Here is a 17,198-nt window from a genome sequence, read left to right as displayed (position 1 = left end):
CCGTGGTGAGAGGCGGGCTTGAGACGGTGAATTTCGCTCGCCCTATCCCCTCAGGCTGAGGTGGCCTCGGCAGCACGCCTTCAAAGCAAGCACCATGCTGCCGGAGTCGCCCGGAGACCGCTGGAGCGCCCTTCGATGCTCGCGCCTGAGGACGAGACGGGAGAGTGGGTTTGTTTCGGGGCCGGCTCTTAGAACGAGCGCTCGAAGCGCAGCTCGCCGTTCTGCCCGCGGATCACGAGGGTGCCGCCATTGTTCATGACGTCCCATTTCTGGGCCGTGCGCAGGGCGACGAGGAAGCTGCGCTCGGATTCGCCCAGGCCGCCCGCGCAGGCGCGCTTGGTCAGTGCCAGCGGGCCTACCGCGAGACCCTGCTCGCGCAGGGGATAGGCCGTCGCCGAGAAGGTGTTGCAGCCGCCGAAGCCCTTGATGCGCAGGTTCGCGTCGAGGGTGATGGCCGGGCGCTCGCCGGGGAACGAGCGGCCGTTGAGGCTCTGCGCGACCCAGGACACGTTGACGGGGAAGGTCTTCTCCTGCCGGGGCTGCGGCACGCCGTCCTTCGACGGCGGCAGCTGGCTCGGGCCGCGAGGCTGGGACTGCGTCTGGGCCATGGCCGATGATGCTGCGGCAAGGAGCAGGAGGGCCGCGACACGGATCTTCATGGAAAACAGGCCTCTTCGGGAACCTCGGGTCGACGGGCCGGGACCATAGGCGGCAGGCCCGCCGCATGCAACGGGGCCGGGACGCCCCGGCGTGCCCCCGCGCACCCGTCCCGCGAAATTTTTCAAAAGCGCCGTGATCCGGCCCGGATGAGGGGCCGTAGAGACCCCTGAAGCTCACCCATGGGCTTCCTTCCCTGCAGCCGCATCTCCCCCGGCGTGGCTGCACCTCAAGAGGCCGCCTCTTCCCCGGGGCGGCCTCGTCTTTTCGGGGGCTTGGATGGTGATCCTGATCGGGTGATGCAAGCCGATCGGTCGAGCCTCGTTCTGCTCCACCTCCGCCGTTACCCCCACCTCCGACCCCTCGCCGCAAGGGGGAGGGGAGATCGTTGCGCGGACCTCGTCACATTCGTCCAGGGCTTGGCGCATCGCTCGCAGCCTGCGCCGCCGTGCTCCCTCCCCCTTGCGGGAGAGGGTTGGTGTTGGGGGTGACGGCGATATCCTATCCAAAGAGAGCACCAGCCCGCCGGCTGCGCCCAACGGTCCCGCTCCCTACCCAAAAGCGATGTCAGCCGAGGCGGCCGAGGAGCCGGTCGAGGACCGGGTTCGCTGGGCGGAAGACGTAGTCGAGGGCGCGGACGCTGACGTCGAGGGCCCCCACCGCCATGAGGTCGTCCACGAGCCCGAACACGTTCGCCTTGGCGACCCGAAGCGTGAGCTCGCGTTCGCTCACGCCGTAGGGGAGGGTGGCGCCGTGGCGCTCCAGGATGGCGTCGAGGTCGAAGGGGCGGGCGGGCTCGAGGCAGGCGCGGACCTCGCGCGTCGTGCGGGCGGCTTCCTCGGCGCTGATGCGGGTGAGGATCGTGCGCGCGGCGTCGCGGGCGGCGGGGCTCCAGTCCGCCCGCACCGAGGCGACGAGGTTCGCCTCCGAGCGCAGCATTACCCCGTCGTCGAGCACCTTCAGCGCGTTGGCCGCGAGCGTCGCCCCCGTGGTGGTGATGTCGACGATGAGCTCGGCAGTGCCTGATCCCGGCGCGCCTTCCGTGGCGCCGAGGCTCTCGACGATCCGGTAATCCGTCACGCCGGCGTCCGCGAAGAATCGGCGGGTGAGGTTCACGTACTTCGTCGCGACCCGCATCTTGCGCCCGTGACGGGCCCGCAGGTCCTCGGCCACCTCGTCGAGGTCCGCCATGGTGCGGACATCGATCCAGGCCTGCGGCACGGCCACCACGACGTTGGCGTGGCCGAAGCCGAGGGGGGTGAGGAACTCCACGAGGGCATCGGCGTCGGGCAGGGCCTCGCGCACGAGGTCCTCGCCCGTGACGCCGAGATGCGCTCCGCCCGAGGCGAGCTGCGCCACGATCTCGGACGCCGACAGGAACAGGATCTCGACGCCGGGCAGGCCGGCGAGCGTGCCGCGATAGTCGCGCGCGCCGCGCCCCTGCGCGAGCGTGAGCCCGGCCCGGCCGAAGAACGCGGAGGCGTTCTCCTGGAGCCGGCCCTTGGAGGGGACCGCGAGGATGAGGGGGGCGTCGCTCATCGGCCGGTCTCCACGGCGGCAATACGGTCGAGCCAGAATGCGCAGCCGACGGCGGGGGTCGGCTCGGGCGCGCCCAGATGCCGGAGCAGCCGGTCGTAGCGCCCGCCGCCGACAAGGGGCTTCTCGTGACCCGGGGCATGCGCCTCGAAGATGAAGCCCGTGTAATAGTCGAGGTTGCGAGCGAAATCCGCGCGGAACCCGAAGGCGCCGACGTCGAGCCCACGGGCCGCCATGAAGCCGACCCGCTCCTCGAAGGCCGCGAGCGCCGCCTCGAGATCGAGGCCGGCCTCCCGGGCAAGCGAACGGACCGCGACCGCCGCCCCGTCCGGGTCCCCGGCGATGCCGAGATAGCGGGTGAGCACCGTCCGCGCTTCCTCGGGCACGAGACCCGATCGGTTGGCGGCGCGCTCCAGGAAGCGCTCGGCGATCTCGCCCGCGCTGCGCCCGCCCACCGTCGTGATGCCGGCGATGGAGAGCACGTCCTCGACGAAGGCGCGGGCGGCCTGCGGCGCCTGGCCCTCCAGGGCCGCGAGAAGCCCCGCATGCTCAGGGGACGCTCCGCCCTCCGATCCGGTAAGCCCCGCGAGGCCCCGGCCGGAGACCACGGCGCGCATCACCCGGCGCTTGGCCGTCGCCGGAAGCCGCAGGGCCTCGATCACGGCGTCGAGGAGCCCCATGTCGCCGAGCCGCACGCTGACCGGGCCCGCGCCGACGGCCTGAAGGCCCTCCAGGGCGAGCGCCAGGATCTCGGCATCGGCGGCGGTCGCGTCGGAGCGGCCGATGGACTCGATGCCGGCCTGCAGGAACTCGCCGGTCTCGCCCGCGCGCAGGCGGAAGACGGGGCCGCAATAGGCGTAAGCGGCGGGCTCCGTGCCGCGGGTCGCGCGGTGGTGGCGGCAGACCGGAATGGTGTATTCGGGGCGCAGGCACAGCTCCGCGCCCGTCGCGTCCTGGGTGACGAACATCCGTCGGCGGATGTCCTCGCCCGACAGGTCGAGGAACACGTCCGCGGGTTGGAGGATCGGCGGTTCCAGACGCGCATAGCCCTCGCGCCCAAACAGCGCGATCAGCGCGCCCGTCGCTTCGCCCAGATCCTGCATCGCTACCCGTCTCCCGCCGCGTCCTTAGCAACGCTTTCGCGCGGACGCGACGGTTTTCGCACGGGAGAGTGAACGTGGCGCGAAGGGGAGGGGCGCCGAGCCCATCTTGCCTTTCGCCGTCCGGCCCCCTCCCACTTTCCCGGACAAGCCCCACGCAGTGGGGCGCAGATCCGGGACCCAGCGCAAGAGGGCGCGCCGAAGGCGCACATTTGAGAGCCGCTGCGCGGCTCACTTCACACGAGCCTGGAGCCCGGATCTGCGATCCGCTCCGCCTGCGGCTGCGCTCCTCTCGTCCGGGAAAGCGGGGGTGGGGCGGCATGGGCGCTCGCTGATCTCCAACTCTCCGGCGCCCGCGATCCTTACCCTTCCTTAACCCTAACAGGGTCTCATCGTGGATGCTTCGCGCCGGCCCCTGGCGCTTGGCCGTTCCGTTGACGACCATCATATCCCATGGTATCCCAAATCATCCCGTCCAAGGTGACCTGTGGCGAGCCGGTCGGATGCCGCGATCGCGGCACCGTGCCGTCGTGCTCGGCTGCGTCCGGCGCATGGGGTGGGGTGCGCGGCGGCTCTGCCGGCGCGCGGGTGACCCAGTGGAGTGCCAGGGCGGGACATGGACCGCTTCGTGTCCAATTTCACCAACCGGTTGGACGCGAAGGGCAGGGTGTCGATCCCGGCGCCGTTCCGGGCCGTTCTGGCGCGGGATGGCTTCGAGGGCCTCTACGTTCACCCGGCGCTCGACGCGCCGGCACTGGACGCGGGCGGCAACCGGCTCCTCGGGGAGATCGACGCGGTCCTGGCGACGCTTCCCCCCTATTCGGACGAGCGGGATCAGCTCTCGACGGCCCTGTTCGGCACGAGCGAGATCCTGAAGGTCGATCCGGAGGGGCGCGTCATCCTGACCGAGAGCGTAAAGGCCCATGCCGGGATCGCGGACGCGGTGGCGTTCGTGGGCCTCGGCCACAAGTTCCAGATCTGGGAGCCGCAGCGCTTTCATGCGCACTTGGAGGAGGCGCGCGTGAAAGTCAGGGACCTCAAGCGGGCCCTCGGAACCCGGACCTCGGATGGTCGGACACCCCCCGGGACGCCGGGCCGATGACGGGCCGCGGCGACGGCAAGGCCGGCGCCGCTGGCGGACCGGCCCGCCACGTGCCCGTGCTCCTGGGGGAGGTCCGCGAAGCGCTCGCCCTGAAACCAGGCGGCGTCTATCTGGACGGCACCTTCGGGGCCGGCGGCTACGCGCGCGCCATCCTCGACAGCCATCCCGACACGCGGCTCGTCGCCGTCGACCGCGACCCGGACGCGATCCGCGCTGGCGGGGCGATGGTCGAGACCTATGGCGGCCGGCTCGACCTCGTGCCGGGGCGCTTCGGCGACCTCGACGGGATCGTCGAGGCGCGCGGCCTTCTAGGCGCGCTCGACGGCGTGGTGCTCGACATCGGCGTCTCGTCCATGCAGATCGACGAGGCCGCCCGGGGCTTCTCCTTCCGCTTCGAGGGGCCCCTCGACATGCGCATGGAGCAGGCGGGCCGCTCCGCCGCCGACATCGTCAACCGGGCGCCGGAAGCCGAGCTCGCCGACATCTTCTACCATTACGGCGAGGAGCGCCGGGCCCGCGCGGTCGCGCGCGCCGTCATCGAGCAGCGCCGCCGCGCCCCCATCCTCACCACCCGCGAGCTCGCCGACCTCGTGGCGAGCCTCGTGCGCGCCGAGCCCAACGGGCCCCATCCGGCGACGCGGGTGTTCCAGGCCCTGCGAATCGCGGTGAACGACGAGCTGGGCGAGCTGGTGCGGGCGCTCTCCGCGGCCGAGCGGGCGCTGAGGCCCGGCGGGCGGCTCGTCGTGGTGACGTTCCATTCCCTCGAGGACCGCATCGTGAAGCAGTTCCTCGCGGGCCGGACGGGGCGCGTGGCGCGGGGGTCGCGGCACCTGCCGAGCGCCGACGCCATGCAGGCGCCGAGCTTCACCGCCGTGATGCGCGGGCCCGTCCTGCCCTCCGACGCCGAGACCGCCGCCAACCCGCGGGCGCGTTCGGCGAAGCTGCGGGCAGGCGAGCGCACGGGCGCGCCGCCGCAATCCGACATGACGGCTCTGGAGGCGCTCGCCGCCCTGCCGCGCACGGCCGAGCCCCGGGGAGGGCGCCGATGATCAAGTTCCTGCATCTCCTGGCGATCCTGGGCCTCCTCGGCTCCGCGGGCTACGCGTACTCGATCAAGTACGAGGCCACCTATTACGCCGAGCAGGTCGCCAAGGTGCGCAACCAGATCAAGCGCGAGCGCGACGCCATTGCGGTGCTGCGCGCCGAGTGGCAGCTCCTCAACCGGCCCGACCGGCTCCAGGAGGCCGCCGAGCGGCACCTCGACCTCCAGCAACTGAGCCCGAACCAGCTCGCCCGCTTCTCGGACCTGCCGGCGCGCGCGCCCAAGACCGACGAGATCGGCCGCAAGCTCGAGGCCCTCGGGCTTCTCGAGCCCACCGCCACGCCGTCGGACAAGCGCGTCGGCGATGCCCGCACGCCGTCCACCCGCACGCCTTCGAGGTAATCCCGTGTCGGCCGACGATTCTCTCCCCCAGGACGCGTCTCCCGCCCCCCGCCGCGGCGTCTTCGGGCACGTGCGCGACCTCTTCCGCCTGCGCGTGGACAAGAGCACGGCCCGCGTCGCCGTGGTGGCGCTCGGCTTCACGGCGCTGTTCGGCGTGATCGGCGGGCGCCTCGTGATGCTCGCGGTCTCGCCCGAGCAGACGGGCCTGCGCAAGGCGACCTCGTCCGCGATCTCGGCGGCGCGCCCCGATATCGTCGACCGCAACGGCGAGACCCTCGCCACCGACGTGAAGTCGGTGTCGATCTTCGCCGAGCCGCGCAACATCATCGACAAGGACGAGGCGGTCGAGCTCCTCACCGCCGTCCTGCCCGACCTCAACGCCCGCGAGCTGCGCGAGCGGCTCGGCACCAAGCGCGGCTTCATCTGGATCAAGCGCGAGGTGACGCCCCGCCAGCAGGCAGAGGTTCACCGCCTCGGCATCCCGGGCGTGGGCTTCGTGCCCGAGCACAAGCGCGTCTACCCCAACGGCAACGCCGCCGCCCACGTGCTCGGCTTCGCCAACGTCGACAATGTCGGCATCGCGGGCATGGAGAAATACATCGACAGCCAGGGCCTCCAGGACCTCAACGGGGCGGGCTTCACCCGCGCCTCGACGGACCTGAAGCCCGTGGAGCTCTCCATCGACCTGCGCGTCCAGCACGCGATGCGCGACGAGCTCGCCAAGGCGCTGGAGAAGTACCGCGCCAAGGCCACCGCCGGCATGGTGCTCGACGTCAACACGGGCGAGGTGGTGGCCCTCGTCTCGCTGCCCGACTTCGACCCTAACAACCCCGTCGACGCCCTGGAAAAGGACCGGATCAACCGGATCAATGTCGGCGTGTTCGAGATGGGCTCGACCTTCAAGGCCCTCACGGTCGCGATGGCGCTCGACTCGGGCAAGTACAATATCAACTCGAGCTTCGATGCTCGGGCGAAGCTGCGTTACGGCAAGTTCGCCATCGGCGACTACCACGCGACGAACCGCATCCTCACGGTGCCCGAGGTCTTCGTCCACTCGTCCAACATCGGCACCGCCAAGATGGCGCTGGGCCTGGGCGTGGAGGCCCACAAGGCGTTCCTGCGCAAGCTCGGCCAGCTGGAGCGGATGCAGACGGAGCTGCCCGAGAGCGCGGCGCCGATCCTGCCGCAGCGCTGGGGCGAGCTCAACACCATGACCATCGCCTTCGGCCACGGCCTCGCGGTGGCGCCGCTTCAATCGGTGGCGGCCGTGGCCGCGCTGGTGAACGGCGGCTACATGATCACCCCAACCTTCCTCAAGCGCACGGAAGCCGAGGCGCGGACCAAGGCCGTGCGGGTGATCAAGCCCGAGACCTCCGAGGGTATGCGCTACGTGATGCGCCTCAACGCCGAGCGGGGCTCCGCCAACCGGGCCGCGATCGCGGGCTTCTTCGTCGGCGGCAAGACTGGAACGGCCGAGAAGGTGATCAACGGCCGCTACTCGAAGACGAAGAACCTGACGACCTTCACGGCCGTCTACCCGATGGACAATCCGCGCTATCTTTTCCTCACCATCATTGACGAACCGCAAGCCACCCCCGAAACGTTTGGGTTCACCACCTCGGGGTGGAACGCGGCACCGGTGGCGGGCAACATCATCGAGCGCGTCGCGCCGCTGCTCAGCGTTCCTCCCCGTTTCGAAGCGCCCGAGCGACCATTCCCGCTGATGACGCGGCTCGGGGCGTGGGGAACCCGATGACGAAAGCACTGACGCATACGCTCGGACATCTCTTTCCCGAGACGGGGAGCGGCGAGAACGCCGCTCTTGCCGTGTCGGGGCTGGCGGCCGACAGCCGCAAGGTGACCCCCGGCGCGGTCTTCGTGGCCGTGCCCGGCACCCAGGCCGACGGCGCCGCCTTCATCCCGGCCGCGGTCGCGGCGGGTGCCGTGGCGGTGGTGGGGGAGGGGGAGCGCCCGGGCGCGCTCCAGCCCGACATCGCCTATGTCCGGGTGCCGGACGTGCGCCGGGCGCTCGCGCTCGCCGCCGCCCGCGTCCACCCGCGCCAGCCCGCCACGGTCGTCGCCGTTACAGGCACGGCGGGCAAGAGCTCGGTCGCGGATTTCTCGCGCCAGCTCTTCGCCGCGCTCGGCCACAAGTCGGCAAGCCTCGGCACGCTCGGCGTCGTCACCTCGGACGGCCAGGCCTACGGCTCGCTCACCACGCCCGACCCCATCGCCCTGCACGAGACCCTCGACCGGCTCGCGGCGGGGGGCGTTCAGTACGCCGCGATGGAGGCCTCGTCGCATGGCATCCACCAGCACCGCCTCGACGGGGTGAGGCTCGCCGCCGCCGGCTTCACGAATCTCGGCCGCGACCACCTCGACTATCACGGCACGATGGAGGCCTACCTCGCGGCAAAGCTCCGCCTCTTCGACACGCTGCTGCCCGAGGGCGCGACGGCGGTCGTGAACGCCGACGGCCCGGAGGCGGGCGCCGTGATGGACGCGGTGCGCCGCCGCGGTCTCCCGCTCATGAGCGTGGGCCGTGCGGGCGAGGACCTTCGCCTCGTGGAGCTCGCGGCCGAGGGCTTCTCCCAGGCCCTGACCATCCGCTCTTCCGGGCGCGAGATGCGCGCGACCCTGCCGCTGGTGGGCCGCTTCCAGATCGAGAACGCCCTCGTCGCGGCGGGCCTCGTCATCGCCACGGGCGGCGACCCGGAGGCGGTCCTGGCCGCGTTCGGCTCCCTCAAGGGCGTGGCGGGCCGGCTCGACCGGGTGGGCGAGGTGAACGGCGCGCTCTGCGTCGTCGACTACGCCCACAAGCCCGAGGCGCTCCAGAACGTGCTCGAGGCCCTGCGGCCCTTCGCGACCGGGCGCCTCGTCTGCGTCTTCGGCTGCGGCGGCGACCGCGACCGGGGCAAGCGGCCGATCATGGGCAAGATCGCGATGGACGGGGCCGACGTCGTCATCGTCACCGACGACAATCCCCGCACCGAGCAGCCCCACGCCATCCGGGCCGACATCCTGGCCGGCGCCCCTGGCGCCCGGGAGATCGGCGACCGGCGCGAGGCGATCCGCACCGCCGTGCGCGAGCTTCGCGCGGGCGACGTGCTCGTCGTCGCGGGCAAGGGCCACGAGACGGGCCAGACCATAGGCGACGTGACGCAGCCCTTCTCCGACCACGAGGAGCTGCGCGCCGCCATCGCGGAGGCCGGCCGATGACCCCGCCCCTCTGGACCGGCAGCGAAGCCGCCGTCGCCATGCACGCCGCCGTCACCGGGCGCCTGCCCGCGGCGATCACGGGCATCTCCATCGACACCCGCACGCTTGAGCCGGGCGACCTGTTCTTCGCTATCCAGGGCGACGCCCGCGACGGGCACGACTTCGTCGAGACGGCGTTCCAGCGCGGCGCCGCAGGGGCCGTGGTGTCGGGCTCGCGCGCCGAGCATTTCGTGGGCGCGGGCACGCTGTTTGCCGTCGACGACGTGCTTGACGCCATGCGGGCTTTGGGGCTCGCGGCCCGGGCCAGCACCGCGGCGGCCATCGTGGCCGTCACGGGATCGGTGGGCAAGACGGGCACCAAGGAGGCCTTGCGCCTCGTCCTGGAGCGCCAGGGCCGCACGCACGCCTCGCTCGCCTCCTACAACAACCATTGGGGCGTGCCCCTGACGCTCGCCCGCATGCCCCGCGAGAGCGCCTTCGGCGTGTTCGAGGTCGGCATGAACCATGCCGGCGAGATCGCGCCGCTCACCCGCATGGTGCGGCCCCACGTGGCGATCATCACCACGGTCGAGCCCGTCCATATCGAGCACTTCCGCTCGGTCTCCGGCATCGCCGACGCCAAGGGCGAGATCTTCGCGGGGCTGGAGCCCGGCGGCACGGCGGTGATCAACCGCGACAACCCGCATTTCGAGCGCCTCAAGGCCCATGCGGGCGCCTCGCGCGCCGGGCGGATCGTCACCTTCGGCGAGCACGAGGCCGCCGACATCCGCGCCGAGCGGATCGTCCCGAAGCCCGACGTCACCGTGGTCGAAGCCCGCGCCTTCGGCGAGGCCTTCACCTACCGGCTCGGGATGCCCGGCCGCCACATCGCGCTCAACTCGTTAAGCGTGCTTGCCGCCGTGCACGCGCTCGGCGCCGATCTCGCGCTCGCGGCGCTGAGCCTCGCCGACCTCAAGCCCCCGGCGGGGCGGGGCGAGCGCACGGTGCTCGACCGGGGCGACGGCCCCATCGTCCTCGTCGACGAGACCTACAACGCCAACCCCGCCTCCATGCGCGCCATGCTGGAGACCGTGGGCGGGCTGGAGCTCGGCTTCCGGGGGCGCCGCATCGCGGTGCTCGGCGACATGCTGGAGCTCGGGCCCGAGGGCCCTGCGCTCCATGCGGGCCTCGTCGAGCCCCTCCTGGCGCACGGGGTCGATCTCGTCTTCGCGGCGGGTCCCCTGATGCGGGAGCTGTGGAACGCCCTTCCCCCGGAGCGCCGGGGCGCCTATGCCGAAACCTCCGCAGACCTCGCCGACGAGGTCTCCGCCGCCGTGCGCCCGGGCGACGTCGTCGCCGTGAAGGGCTCGCGGGGCATCAAGATGGAACGGGTCGTCGAGCGGCTGAAGGGGCGCTTCAGCGCCCCCGCCGACGCCTCGGCCGGAGAGTGACACCATGCTGACCTTTCTCGCGGATCTGAACCACGTGTTCGGCCCGCTCAATGTCTTTCGCTACATCACCTTCCGCGTCGGCGGGGCCACCGCGACGGCGCTCCTCTTCGTGTTCTGGTTCGGGCCGGCGATCATCTCGGCGCTGCGCATCAAGCAGGGCAAGGGCCAGCCGATCCGCGAGGACGGGCCGAAGTCCCACCTGCTCACCAAGCGCGGCACGCCCACCATGGGCGGGCTGATGATCCTGTCGGGCACCCTGGTGTCGACGCTGCTGTGGGCGAACCTCACCAACGGCTATGTCTGGGCCGTGATCTTCGTCACCGTGTGCTTCGGCGCCATCGGCTTCTACGACGACTATCTCAAGGTGACGAAGCAGTCGCATGCGGGCTTCTCGGGCCGCTCGCGGCTCGCCATCGAGGCGCTGGTGGCGGGCGTCGCCTGCATCATGATCTCCGAGGTCTCGACGGTCGGCCTGTCGAACAAGCTCGCCTTCCCGTTCCTCAAGGACCTGCTCCTGGATCTCGGCTGGTTCTACGTGGTCTTCGCGGGCGTCGTGATCGTGGCGGCGGGCAACGCCGTGAACCTCACCGACGGCCTCGACGGCCTCGCCATCGTGCCCGTGATGATCGCCACCGCCACCTTCGGCTTCATCGCGTATCTCGCCGGCAACGCGATCTTCGCCAACTACCTCCAGATCCACTTCGTCCCGGGCACGGGCGAGCTCGCCGTGATCTGCGGCGCGCTCATCGGGGCGGGTCTAGGGTTCCTGTGGTTCAACGCGCCGCCCGCCCAGATCTTCATGGGCGACACGGGCTCGCTGGCGTTGGGCGGCCTTCTCGGCACCATCGCGGTGGCGACGAAGCACGAGATCGTGCTCGCGATCGTGGGCGGCATCTTCGTGATGGAGGCGCTCTCCGTCATCATCCAGGTCGCCTCGTTCAAGCTCACGGGCAAGCGCGTCTTCAAGATGGCGCCGATCCACCACCACTTCGAGCAGCTCGGCTGGACCGAGCCGCAGGTGGTGATCCGCTTCTGGATCATCTCCGTGGTCCTGGCCCTCGTCGGGCTCGCCACCCTCAAGCTGCGGTAGGCGCCCGATGACTCCCGTCACCTCCATGGCCGGCCGCCACGTCGCCCTCTTCGGCCTGGGCGGCTCCGGCCTTGCGACCGCGCTCGCCCTCCAGGCGGGCGGGGCGCGGGTGACCGCGTGGGACGACAACGCCGCGAAGGTGGCGGAGGCCAGCGCCCGGGGCGTGGGCACGGGCGACCTGCGGGCTCTCGACTGGAGCGGCGTCGACGCGCTCCTGCTCTCGCCGGGCGTGCCGCTCACCCATCCCGAGCCGCACTGGACCGTGGGGCTCGCGCATGCCGCGGGCGTCGAGGTGATCGGCGACGTGGAGCTGTTCTGCCGCGAGCGGGCCGCAATCGCGCCGGGCGCGCCCTTTGTCGCCATCACCGGCACCAACGGCAAGTCCACCACCACCGCGCTCGTCGCCCACATCCTGCGCGAGGCGGGGCTCGACGTGCAGATGGGCGGCAATATCGGCACCGCGATCCTGTCGCTCGAGCCCCCGTCCGAGGGGCGCGTCCACGTCGTCGAGTGCTCGTCCTACCAGATCGATCTCGCCCCCTCGCTCAAGCCCACCGTCGGCGTGCACCTCAACCTCTCCCCCGATCACCTCGACCGGCACGGGACGATGGAGAACTACGCCGCGATCAAGGAGCGCCTCGTGGCGCGGGCCAGGATCGCCGTGGTCGGCGTGGACGACGACTACAGCGCCGCCATCGCGGCCCGCATCCGCGCCGGCGCCCCCGTCTCGGTGGAGCGGACGCTCGCCGACGGCTTCATGCGCGACGGGACTGGCGTGGTGCTCATGCGCGGTGGCGAGGCGGTGGAGCGCTACGACCTCGCCGGCATCGGCTCGCTGCGCGGCGCCCACAACGCCCAGAACGCGGCGGCCGCCATCGCGGCGGCCCGGGTCGTGGGCCTCGACCGCGCCGCCATCGAGCGGGGGCTTCGCACCTTCCCCGGCCTCGCCCACCGGATGGAGCAGGTGGGGCGGATCGGCCGCGTGCTCTTCGTCAATGATTCCAAGGCCACCAACGCGGATTCCACGGAGAAGGCGCTCTCCTCCTTCGAGCGGGTGCACTGGATCCTCGGCGGCAAGGCGAAGGCGGGCGGGATCGCGCCGCTCGCGCCCTACTTTCCGCGCGTCGCCAAGGCCTACCTCATCGGCGAGGCGAGCGACGCCTTCGCCGCCACCCTCGACGGCCAGGTGCCGGTGGAGCGCTGCGGCACGCTCGACGTCGCGGTGGCCCGCGCCGCGGCGCAGGCCGCCGAGGACGGCGCCCCCGAGCCCGTGGTGCTGCTGTCCCCGGCCTGCGCCTCCTTCGACCAGTTCCCCAATTTCGAGGTGCGCGGCGACCGCTTCCGCAGCCTCGTGCGAGCCCTCCCGGGGCTCGTGCCGGTGGGAGGGTAGGATGCGGGCGCTCCTCGCCGATCGCGCGTCCTCTCCCCCCTTGCGGGGAAGATGCCCCGTCAGGGGCAGAGGGGGGTCGGCGAGGCGCAAGCCTCGGCGCGCGACCGACCGACCACGCGATCGCTTGACTGTGTCGTGGTCCGGCGCTGGCGCGCCGTACCCCCCTCCGCATCCTCCCCCGCAAGGGGGGAGGGGTGCATGGTTCTCGACCCGAGCGCAGACGTCGCGCACGGGGCTCATGACGTCGAGGCGGGGTGGACTCGCGTCGGCTCCTCCGCCGGGTCTCGGCCCCTCCCTCCCGCCCCACGAAGTGGCGCGGGCCGCCCCCCGTCCAGAACGGACCGCACCCCGCACTCCCCCCTCACGGAAAGCCTGATCCCATGGTCTCGCGCGCGGAACGTTCGATCGTCGGCGATTGGTGGTGGACCATCGATCGCTTCCTGCTGGCCTCGCTGCTCGCCCTCATGGTGGCGGGCCTCGTCCTGCTCATGGCGGGCGGGCCGCCGGTGGCCGAGCGGCTGGGGCTCTCCACCTTCCACTTCGTGCACCGTCAGGTGATGTTCCTGCTGCCGGGCATCGGGATCATGCTCGCGGTGTCGTTCCTCTCGCCGCGTCTCGTGCGCCGCGTGGCCCTGTTCATCTACCTGATCTCCCTGGCGCTGATCATGCTGGCGCTCCATTTCGGGCCGGAGATCAAGGGCGCGCACCGCTGGATCAACATCGGCGGCGTCGGCATCCAGCCATCCGAGTTCGTGAAGCCCGCCTTCGTGATCCTCGCGGCCTGGGCCTTCTCGGAGGGCTCGCGGCGCTCCGACATGCCGGGCGCCGGGCTTGCGCTGCTCCTCCTGCCCGCCACCATCGTGCCCCTGGTGATGCAGCCCGACTTCGGCCAGACCATGCTGATCACGATCACCTGGGCGGGCCTGTTCTTCATCGCCGGCCTGCACTGGTTCTGGGTGGTGGGCCTGGGCGGGGCGGGCCTCATCGGCATCGGCGCCGCCTACCAGTTCATGCCGCACGTGCGCGGGCGCATCCAGCGCTTCATGGACAAGGATTCGGGCGACACCTTCCAGGTCGACACGGCGATGGAATCCTTCGCCCATGGCGGCTGGTTCGGCACGGGGCCGGGCGAGGGCACCGTGAAGCGCATCCTCCCCGACGCCCACACGGACTTCATCTTCTCGGCCACCGCCGAGGAGTTCGGCGTCATCGTCTGCCTCCTCGTCCTCTTCATCTACGCCCTGATCGTGCTGCGCGGCCTCTCGCTCGCGCGCCGCAACGAGGACACGTTCTGCCGCCTCGCCACGGCGGGCCTCCTCCTGATGTTCGGGCTCCAGGCCTCGATCAACATGGCGGTGAACACGCACCTCATGCCCGCCAAGGGCATGACGCTCCCCTTCATCTCCTATGGCGGCTCGTCGCTCCTGTCCCTGGCGCTCGCCATGGGCTTCCTCATCGCGCTCACGCGCCGCCGCCCCCGGGCCGAGCTGATGGACCGCTATCCCGCCGCTCCCGCCGCCGCCACGGCGCCCCAGGCATGAGCGGGGGCGCCACCATCCTTCTCGCCGCGGGCGGCACCGGGGGGCACCTCTTCCCGGCCCAGGCGCTGGCGGCGGTGCTCGGGCGCATCGGGTGCCGGGTCGTGCTCGTCACCGACGAGCGCGTCGACACCTATATGCAGGACTTCCCCGCCGAGGAGGTCGTGACGGTGCCCTCCGCCACGCCCTCGCGCCGCTCCCTGCCGAAGATGGCGCTCGCGGGCCTCACCCTCGGGCGGGGCGTGGTGAGCTCGCTCGCCCTCCTGCGCCGGCTCAAGCCCGCCCTCGTGGTGGGCTTCGGCGGCTATCCCACCGTGCCGCCCCTCATCGCGGCGCAGCTCTCCGGCGTCCCGACCATCATCCACGAGCAGAACGGCGTGATGGGCCGGGCCAACCGGCTCCTCGCCAGGCGCGCCCGCCTCATCGCCACGGGCTTCCCCGAGGTCGGCGGCGTGCCGGCCACCGAGGCGCGGCGGGTCCATACGGGCAACCCGGTGCGGCCTGCCGTGGTCGCCGCCGCTCGCACCCTCTTCCCGTCGGCCCTCAGGGGCGGGAAGCTCAAGCTCCTCGCCTTCGGCGGCAGCCAGGGCGCCCGGGTGATGAGCGACGTGGTGCCCGCCGCGGTCGAGAGCCTTCCGCCCGAGTTCCGCAGCCGCCTCGTCGTGGTCCAGCAGGCCCGCGAGGAGGATCTGGCCCGGGTGCGCGAAACGTACGAGCGCGCCGGGGTCCAGGCCGAGGTGGCGCCGTTCTTCCGCGACCTGCCCCAGCGCATGGCCGATTCGCACCTCGTCATCGGGCGCTCGGGCGCCTCCACCGTGGCGGAGCTCGCCGTCATCGGCCGTCCCGCGATCCTCGTGCCGCTGCCAGGCGCCCTCGACCAGGACCAGGCCTCCAACGCCCGCGCGCTGGGCGCCGTCGGGGCCGCCGTGGTGGTGCCCCAGCCCGAGTTCTCGCCGGAGCGCCTCGCGGCCGAGCTGCGCGCCCGCTTCGAGGACCCGGACCTCTTGACCCGGGCGGCGCTGGCGGCCAAGAGCGCAGGCATCGCGGACGCAGCCGAGCGGCTGGCCGCCGAGATCGCCGTCATGGCGAAGGTCGCGATTCCGCAAGGGGTATCCCAATGAAGCTGCCGCCCAAACTCGGCCCCATCCATTTCATCGGGATCGGCGGGATCGGCATGTCCGGCATCGCCGAGGTCATGCACAATCTCGGCTACACGGTCCAAGGCTCTGACGCCGCTGACAATTACAACGTCAAGCGACTTGCCGAGAAGGGCGTCGCGACCTTCATCGGGCACCGCGCCGAGAACATCGAGAACGCCGCCATCGTCGTGGTCTCCACCGCGATCAAGCGCGACAACCCCGAGCTCGCCGCCGCCCGCGAGCGCCGCCTCCCCGTGGTGCGCCGGGCCGAGATGCTCGCCGAGCTGATGCGGTTCAAGTCCTGCGTCGCGGTGGCCGGCACCCACGGCAAGACCACCACGACGTCCCTCGTCGCGACCCTGCTCGATGCCGGCGGCCTCGATCCCACGGTCATCAACGGCGGTATCATCAACGCCTACGGCACCAATGCCCGCATGGGCGAGGGGCAGTGGATGGTGGTGGAGGCCGACGAATCGGACGGCACCTTCCTGAAGCTGCCGGCGGACGTGGCGATCGTCACCAACATCGATCCCGAGCACCTCGACCATTTCGGCACCTTCGACGCGATCAAGGACGCCTTCCGCGCCTTCATCGACCAGATCCCGTTCTACGGCTTCGCGGTGATGTGCATCGACCACCCGATCGTCCAGGACCTGGTGGGCCGGATCGAGGATCGCCGCATCATCACCTACGGGCAGAACCCGCAGGCCGACGTGCGGCTCATCGACGTGGAGCAGGGCGGGGGGCAGACGCGCTTTCGCGTCCTCATCCGCGACCGGCGCCCGGGCTACCGCGCCGAGATCGGGGATCTCTCCCTGCCTATGCCGGGCGCCCACAACGCGCTCAACGCCACGGCGGCGATCGCGGTGGCGCACGAGCTCGGCGTCAGCCCGGAGCAGATCCAGAAGGCGATCGCGGGCTTCGGCGGCGTGAAACGGCGCTTCACCCGCACGGGCGAGTGGAACGGCGTCACGGTGTTCGACGATTACGGCCACCACCCCATCGAGATCGCGGCGGTTCTGCGCGCCGCCCGCGCCTCCACCGAGGGCCAGGTGATCGCGGTGGTGCAGCCCCACCGCTACTCGCGCCTCTCCTCGCTCTTCAACGAGTTCTGCACCTGCTTCAACGACGCCGACGCGGTGATCGTCGCGCCCGTCTACGCCGCGGGCGAGCAGCCGATCCCCGGCGCCGACCGGGACGGGCTCGTGGCCGGCCTCAAGGCGCGCGGCCACCGCAGCGCGGTCGCCCTGGAGCGCTCGGAGGACCTCGCCGGCATGGTCCACGGCATCGCCAAACCCGGCGACTACGTGATCTGCCTCGGCGCCGGCAACATCACCCAATGGGCCTACGCGCTGCCCGGCGAGCTGCAGGCGCTCGAGGGCAAGGCGGCGTGAGGGATCTGGGCGCAATCCCCTCTCCCCGCGGGCGGGGAGAGGGGTTCGCCCCCCCTGCCGGGGGCGAAGCAAGCCCGAAGGGCGGGGGTGAGGGGGTCTGTCCGGACGTGTCCCCCCCTGACCCCCCCCCCCACCCCCGCGCTTCGGGCTTGCTCCGGC

General features: G+C 71.6%; 14 protein-coding genes. 11 read left to right on the top strand and 3 right to left on the bottom strand.

All coding sequences use genetic code 11. The features are described from left to right. Window positions 1-188: 188 nt before the first annotated feature. The 3 genes from F0L46_RS05430 to F0L46_RS05420 all read right to left on the bottom strand — a co-directional run bounded on the left by F0L46_RS05430 (window position 189) and on the right by F0L46_RS05420 (window position 3,296). Window positions 189-659, bottom strand: coding sequence for an META domain-containing protein (locus F0L46_RS05430; RefSeq protein WP_149816038.1), 471 nt, complete (start codon window positions 657-659; stop codon window positions 189-191). Window positions 660-1,224: 565 nt separating this feature from the next. Further along, on the bottom strand, window positions 1,225-2,196 hold the full coding sequence (gene hisG, locus F0L46_RS05425; protein WP_149816037.1) for an ATP phosphoribosyltransferase: 972 nt from the start codon (window positions 2,194-2,196) through the stop codon (window positions 1,225-1,227). Further along, the gene (locus F0L46_RS05420; RefSeq protein WP_149816036.1) at window positions 2,193-3,296 is read right to left on the bottom strand and encodes an ATP phosphoribosyltransferase regulatory subunit; all 1,104 of its coding nucleotides are present in this window, start codon (window positions 3,294-3,296) and stop codon (window positions 2,193-2,195) included. The genes hisG and F0L46_RS05420 overlap by 4 nt, the downstream gene beginning before the upstream one ends. 613 nt (window positions 3,297-3,909) lie before the next feature. Here F0L46_RS05420 and mraZ point away from each other — a divergent pair. The 11 genes from mraZ to murC all read left to right on the top strand — a co-directional run bounded on the left by mraZ (window position 3,910) and on the right by murC (window position 17,039). After that, a complete protein-coding gene (mraZ, locus tag F0L46_RS05415; protein WP_149816035.1) occupies window positions 3,910-4,395 on the top strand; it encodes a division/cell wall cluster transcriptional repressor MraZ in 486 nt (161 codons plus the stop codon). Further along, the gene (gene rsmH / locus F0L46_RS05410) at window positions 4,392-5,444 is read left to right on the top strand and encodes a 16S rRNA (cytosine(1402)-N(4))-methyltransferase RsmH (protein WP_149816034.1); all 1,053 of its coding nucleotides are present in this window, start codon (window positions 4,392-4,394) and stop codon (window positions 5,442-5,444) included. Before mraZ ends, rsmH begins: the two co-directional genes overlap by 4 nt. Beyond that, complete coding sequence (ftsL, locus tag F0L46_RS05405) at window positions 5,441-5,839, top strand: cell division protein FtsL (RefSeq protein ID WP_149816033.1); 399 nt, start codon at window positions 5,441-5,443, stop codon at window positions 5,837-5,839. Before rsmH ends, ftsL begins: the two co-directional genes overlap by 4 nt. Continuing rightward, window positions 5,802-7,595 carry a peptidoglycan D,D-transpeptidase FtsI family protein gene (locus tag F0L46_RS05400; protein ID WP_149816032.1) on the top strand — a complete coding sequence of 598 codons (1,794 nt, stop codon included), beginning with the start codon at window positions 5,802-5,804 and terminating at the stop codon, window positions 7,593-7,595. The genes ftsL and F0L46_RS05400 overlap by 38 nt, the downstream gene beginning before the upstream one ends. Beyond that, the gene (locus F0L46_RS05395) at window positions 7,592-9,058 is read left to right on the top strand and encodes a UDP-N-acetylmuramoyl-L-alanyl-D-glutamate--2,6-diaminopimelate ligase (RefSeq protein ID WP_149816031.1); all 1,467 of its coding nucleotides are present in this window, start codon (window positions 7,592-7,594) and stop codon (window positions 9,056-9,058) included. Before F0L46_RS05400 ends, F0L46_RS05395 begins: the two co-directional genes overlap by 4 nt. Continuing rightward, window positions 9,055-10,488, top strand: a complete 1,434-nt coding sequence (locus F0L46_RS05390) for a UDP-N-acetylmuramoylalanyl-D-glutamyl-2,6-diaminopimelate--D-alanyl-D-alanine ligase (RefSeq protein WP_149816030.1) — start codon at window positions 9,055-9,057, stop codon at window positions 10,486-10,488. The genes F0L46_RS05395 and F0L46_RS05390 overlap by 4 nt, the downstream gene beginning before the upstream one ends. 4 nt (window positions 10,489-10,492) lie before the next feature. Continuing rightward, a complete protein-coding gene (gene mraY, locus F0L46_RS05385) occupies window positions 10,493-11,578 on the top strand; it encodes a phospho-N-acetylmuramoyl-pentapeptide-transferase (protein WP_149816029.1) in 1,086 nt (361 codons plus the stop codon). 7 nt (window positions 11,579-11,585) lie between these two features. Further along, window positions 11,586-12,968, top strand: coding sequence for a UDP-N-acetylmuramoyl-L-alanine--D-glutamate ligase (murD, locus tag F0L46_RS05380; protein WP_149816028.1), 1,383 nt, complete (start codon window positions 11,586-11,588; stop codon window positions 12,966-12,968). Between the two features lie 380 nt (window positions 12,969-13,348). Further along, window positions 13,349-14,509: a putative lipid II flippase FtsW gene (gene ftsW / locus F0L46_RS05375; RefSeq protein WP_149816027.1), complete on the top strand. Its 1,161-nt coding sequence runs from the start codon at window positions 13,349-13,351 to the stop codon at window positions 14,507-14,509. After that, window positions 14,506-15,627, top strand: coding sequence for an undecaprenyldiphospho-muramoylpentapeptide beta-N-acetylglucosaminyltransferase (murG, locus tag F0L46_RS05370; protein WP_149816026.1), 1,122 nt, complete (start codon window positions 14,506-14,508; stop codon window positions 15,625-15,627). The genes ftsW and murG overlap by 4 nt, the downstream gene beginning before the upstream one ends. Then, the gene (murC, locus tag F0L46_RS05365) at window positions 15,624-17,039 is read left to right on the top strand and encodes a UDP-N-acetylmuramate--L-alanine ligase (RefSeq protein WP_149816025.1); all 1,416 of its coding nucleotides are present in this window, start codon (window positions 15,624-15,626) and stop codon (window positions 17,037-17,039) included. Before murG ends, murC begins: the two co-directional genes overlap by 4 nt. Window positions 17,040-17,198: the final 159 nt, after the last annotated feature.

The organism is Salinarimonas soli (assembly GCF_008386575.1).
Lineage (GTDB): Bacteria > Pseudomonadota > Alphaproteobacteria > Rhizobiales > Beijerinckiaceae > Salinarimonas_A > Salinarimonas_A soli.
Note: the sequence above shows the minus strand (reverse complement) of the source record. Positions and strands in the feature narration are given on the sequence as shown.

Bases quoted from the DNA above. Each gene is read 5' to 3' on its own strand.
- murD (WP_149816028.1), top strand. From the start codon at position 11,586: ATGACTCCCGTCACCTCCATGGCCGGCCGCCACGTCGCCCTCTTCGGC.
- ftsW (WP_149816027.1), top strand. From the start codon at position 13,349: ATGGTCTCGCGCGCGGAACGTTCGATCGTCGGCGATTGGTGGTGGACC.
- mraY (WP_149816029.1), top strand. From the start codon at position 10,493: ATGCTGACCTTTCTCGCGGATCTGAACCACGTGTTCGGCCCGCTCAAT.
- murG (WP_149816026.1), top strand. From the start codon at position 14,506: ATGAGCGGGGGCGCCACCATCCTTCTCGCCGCGGGCGGCACCGGGGGG.
- F0L46_RS05390 (WP_149816030.1), top strand. From the start codon at position 9,055: ATGACCCCGCCCCTCTGGACCGGCAGCGAAGCCGCCGTCGCCATGCAC.
- F0L46_RS05395 (WP_149816031.1), top strand. From the start codon at position 7,592: ATGACGAAAGCACTGACGCATACGCTCGGACATCTCTTTCCCGAGACG.
- murC (WP_149816025.1), top strand. From the start codon at position 15,624: ATGAAGCTGCCGCCCAAACTCGGCCCCATCCATTTCATCGGGATCGGC.
- F0L46_RS05430 (WP_149816038.1), bottom strand. From the start codon at position 659: ATGAAGATCCGTGTCGCGGCCCTCCTGCTCCTTGCCGCAGCATCATCG.
- rsmH (WP_149816034.1), top strand. From the start codon at position 4,392: ATGACGGGCCGCGGCGACGGCAAGGCCGGCGCCGCTGGCGGACCGGCC.
- hisG (WP_149816037.1), bottom strand. From the start codon at position 2,196: ATGAGCGACGCCCCCCTCATCCTCGCGGTCCCCTCCAAGGGCCGGCTC.
- ftsL (WP_149816033.1), top strand. From the start codon at position 5,441: ATGATCAAGTTCCTGCATCTCCTGGCGATCCTGGGCCTCCTCGGCTCC.
- F0L46_RS05400 (WP_149816032.1), top strand. From the start codon at position 5,802: ATGCCCGCACGCCGTCCACCCGCACGCCTTCGAGGTAATCCCGTGTCG.
- mraZ (WP_149816035.1), top strand. From the start codon at position 3,910: ATGGACCGCTTCGTGTCCAATTTCACCAACCGGTTGGACGCGAAGGGC.
- F0L46_RS05420 (WP_149816036.1), bottom strand. From the start codon at position 3,296: ATGCAGGATCTGGGCGAAGCGACGGGCGCGCTGATCGCGCTGTTTGGG.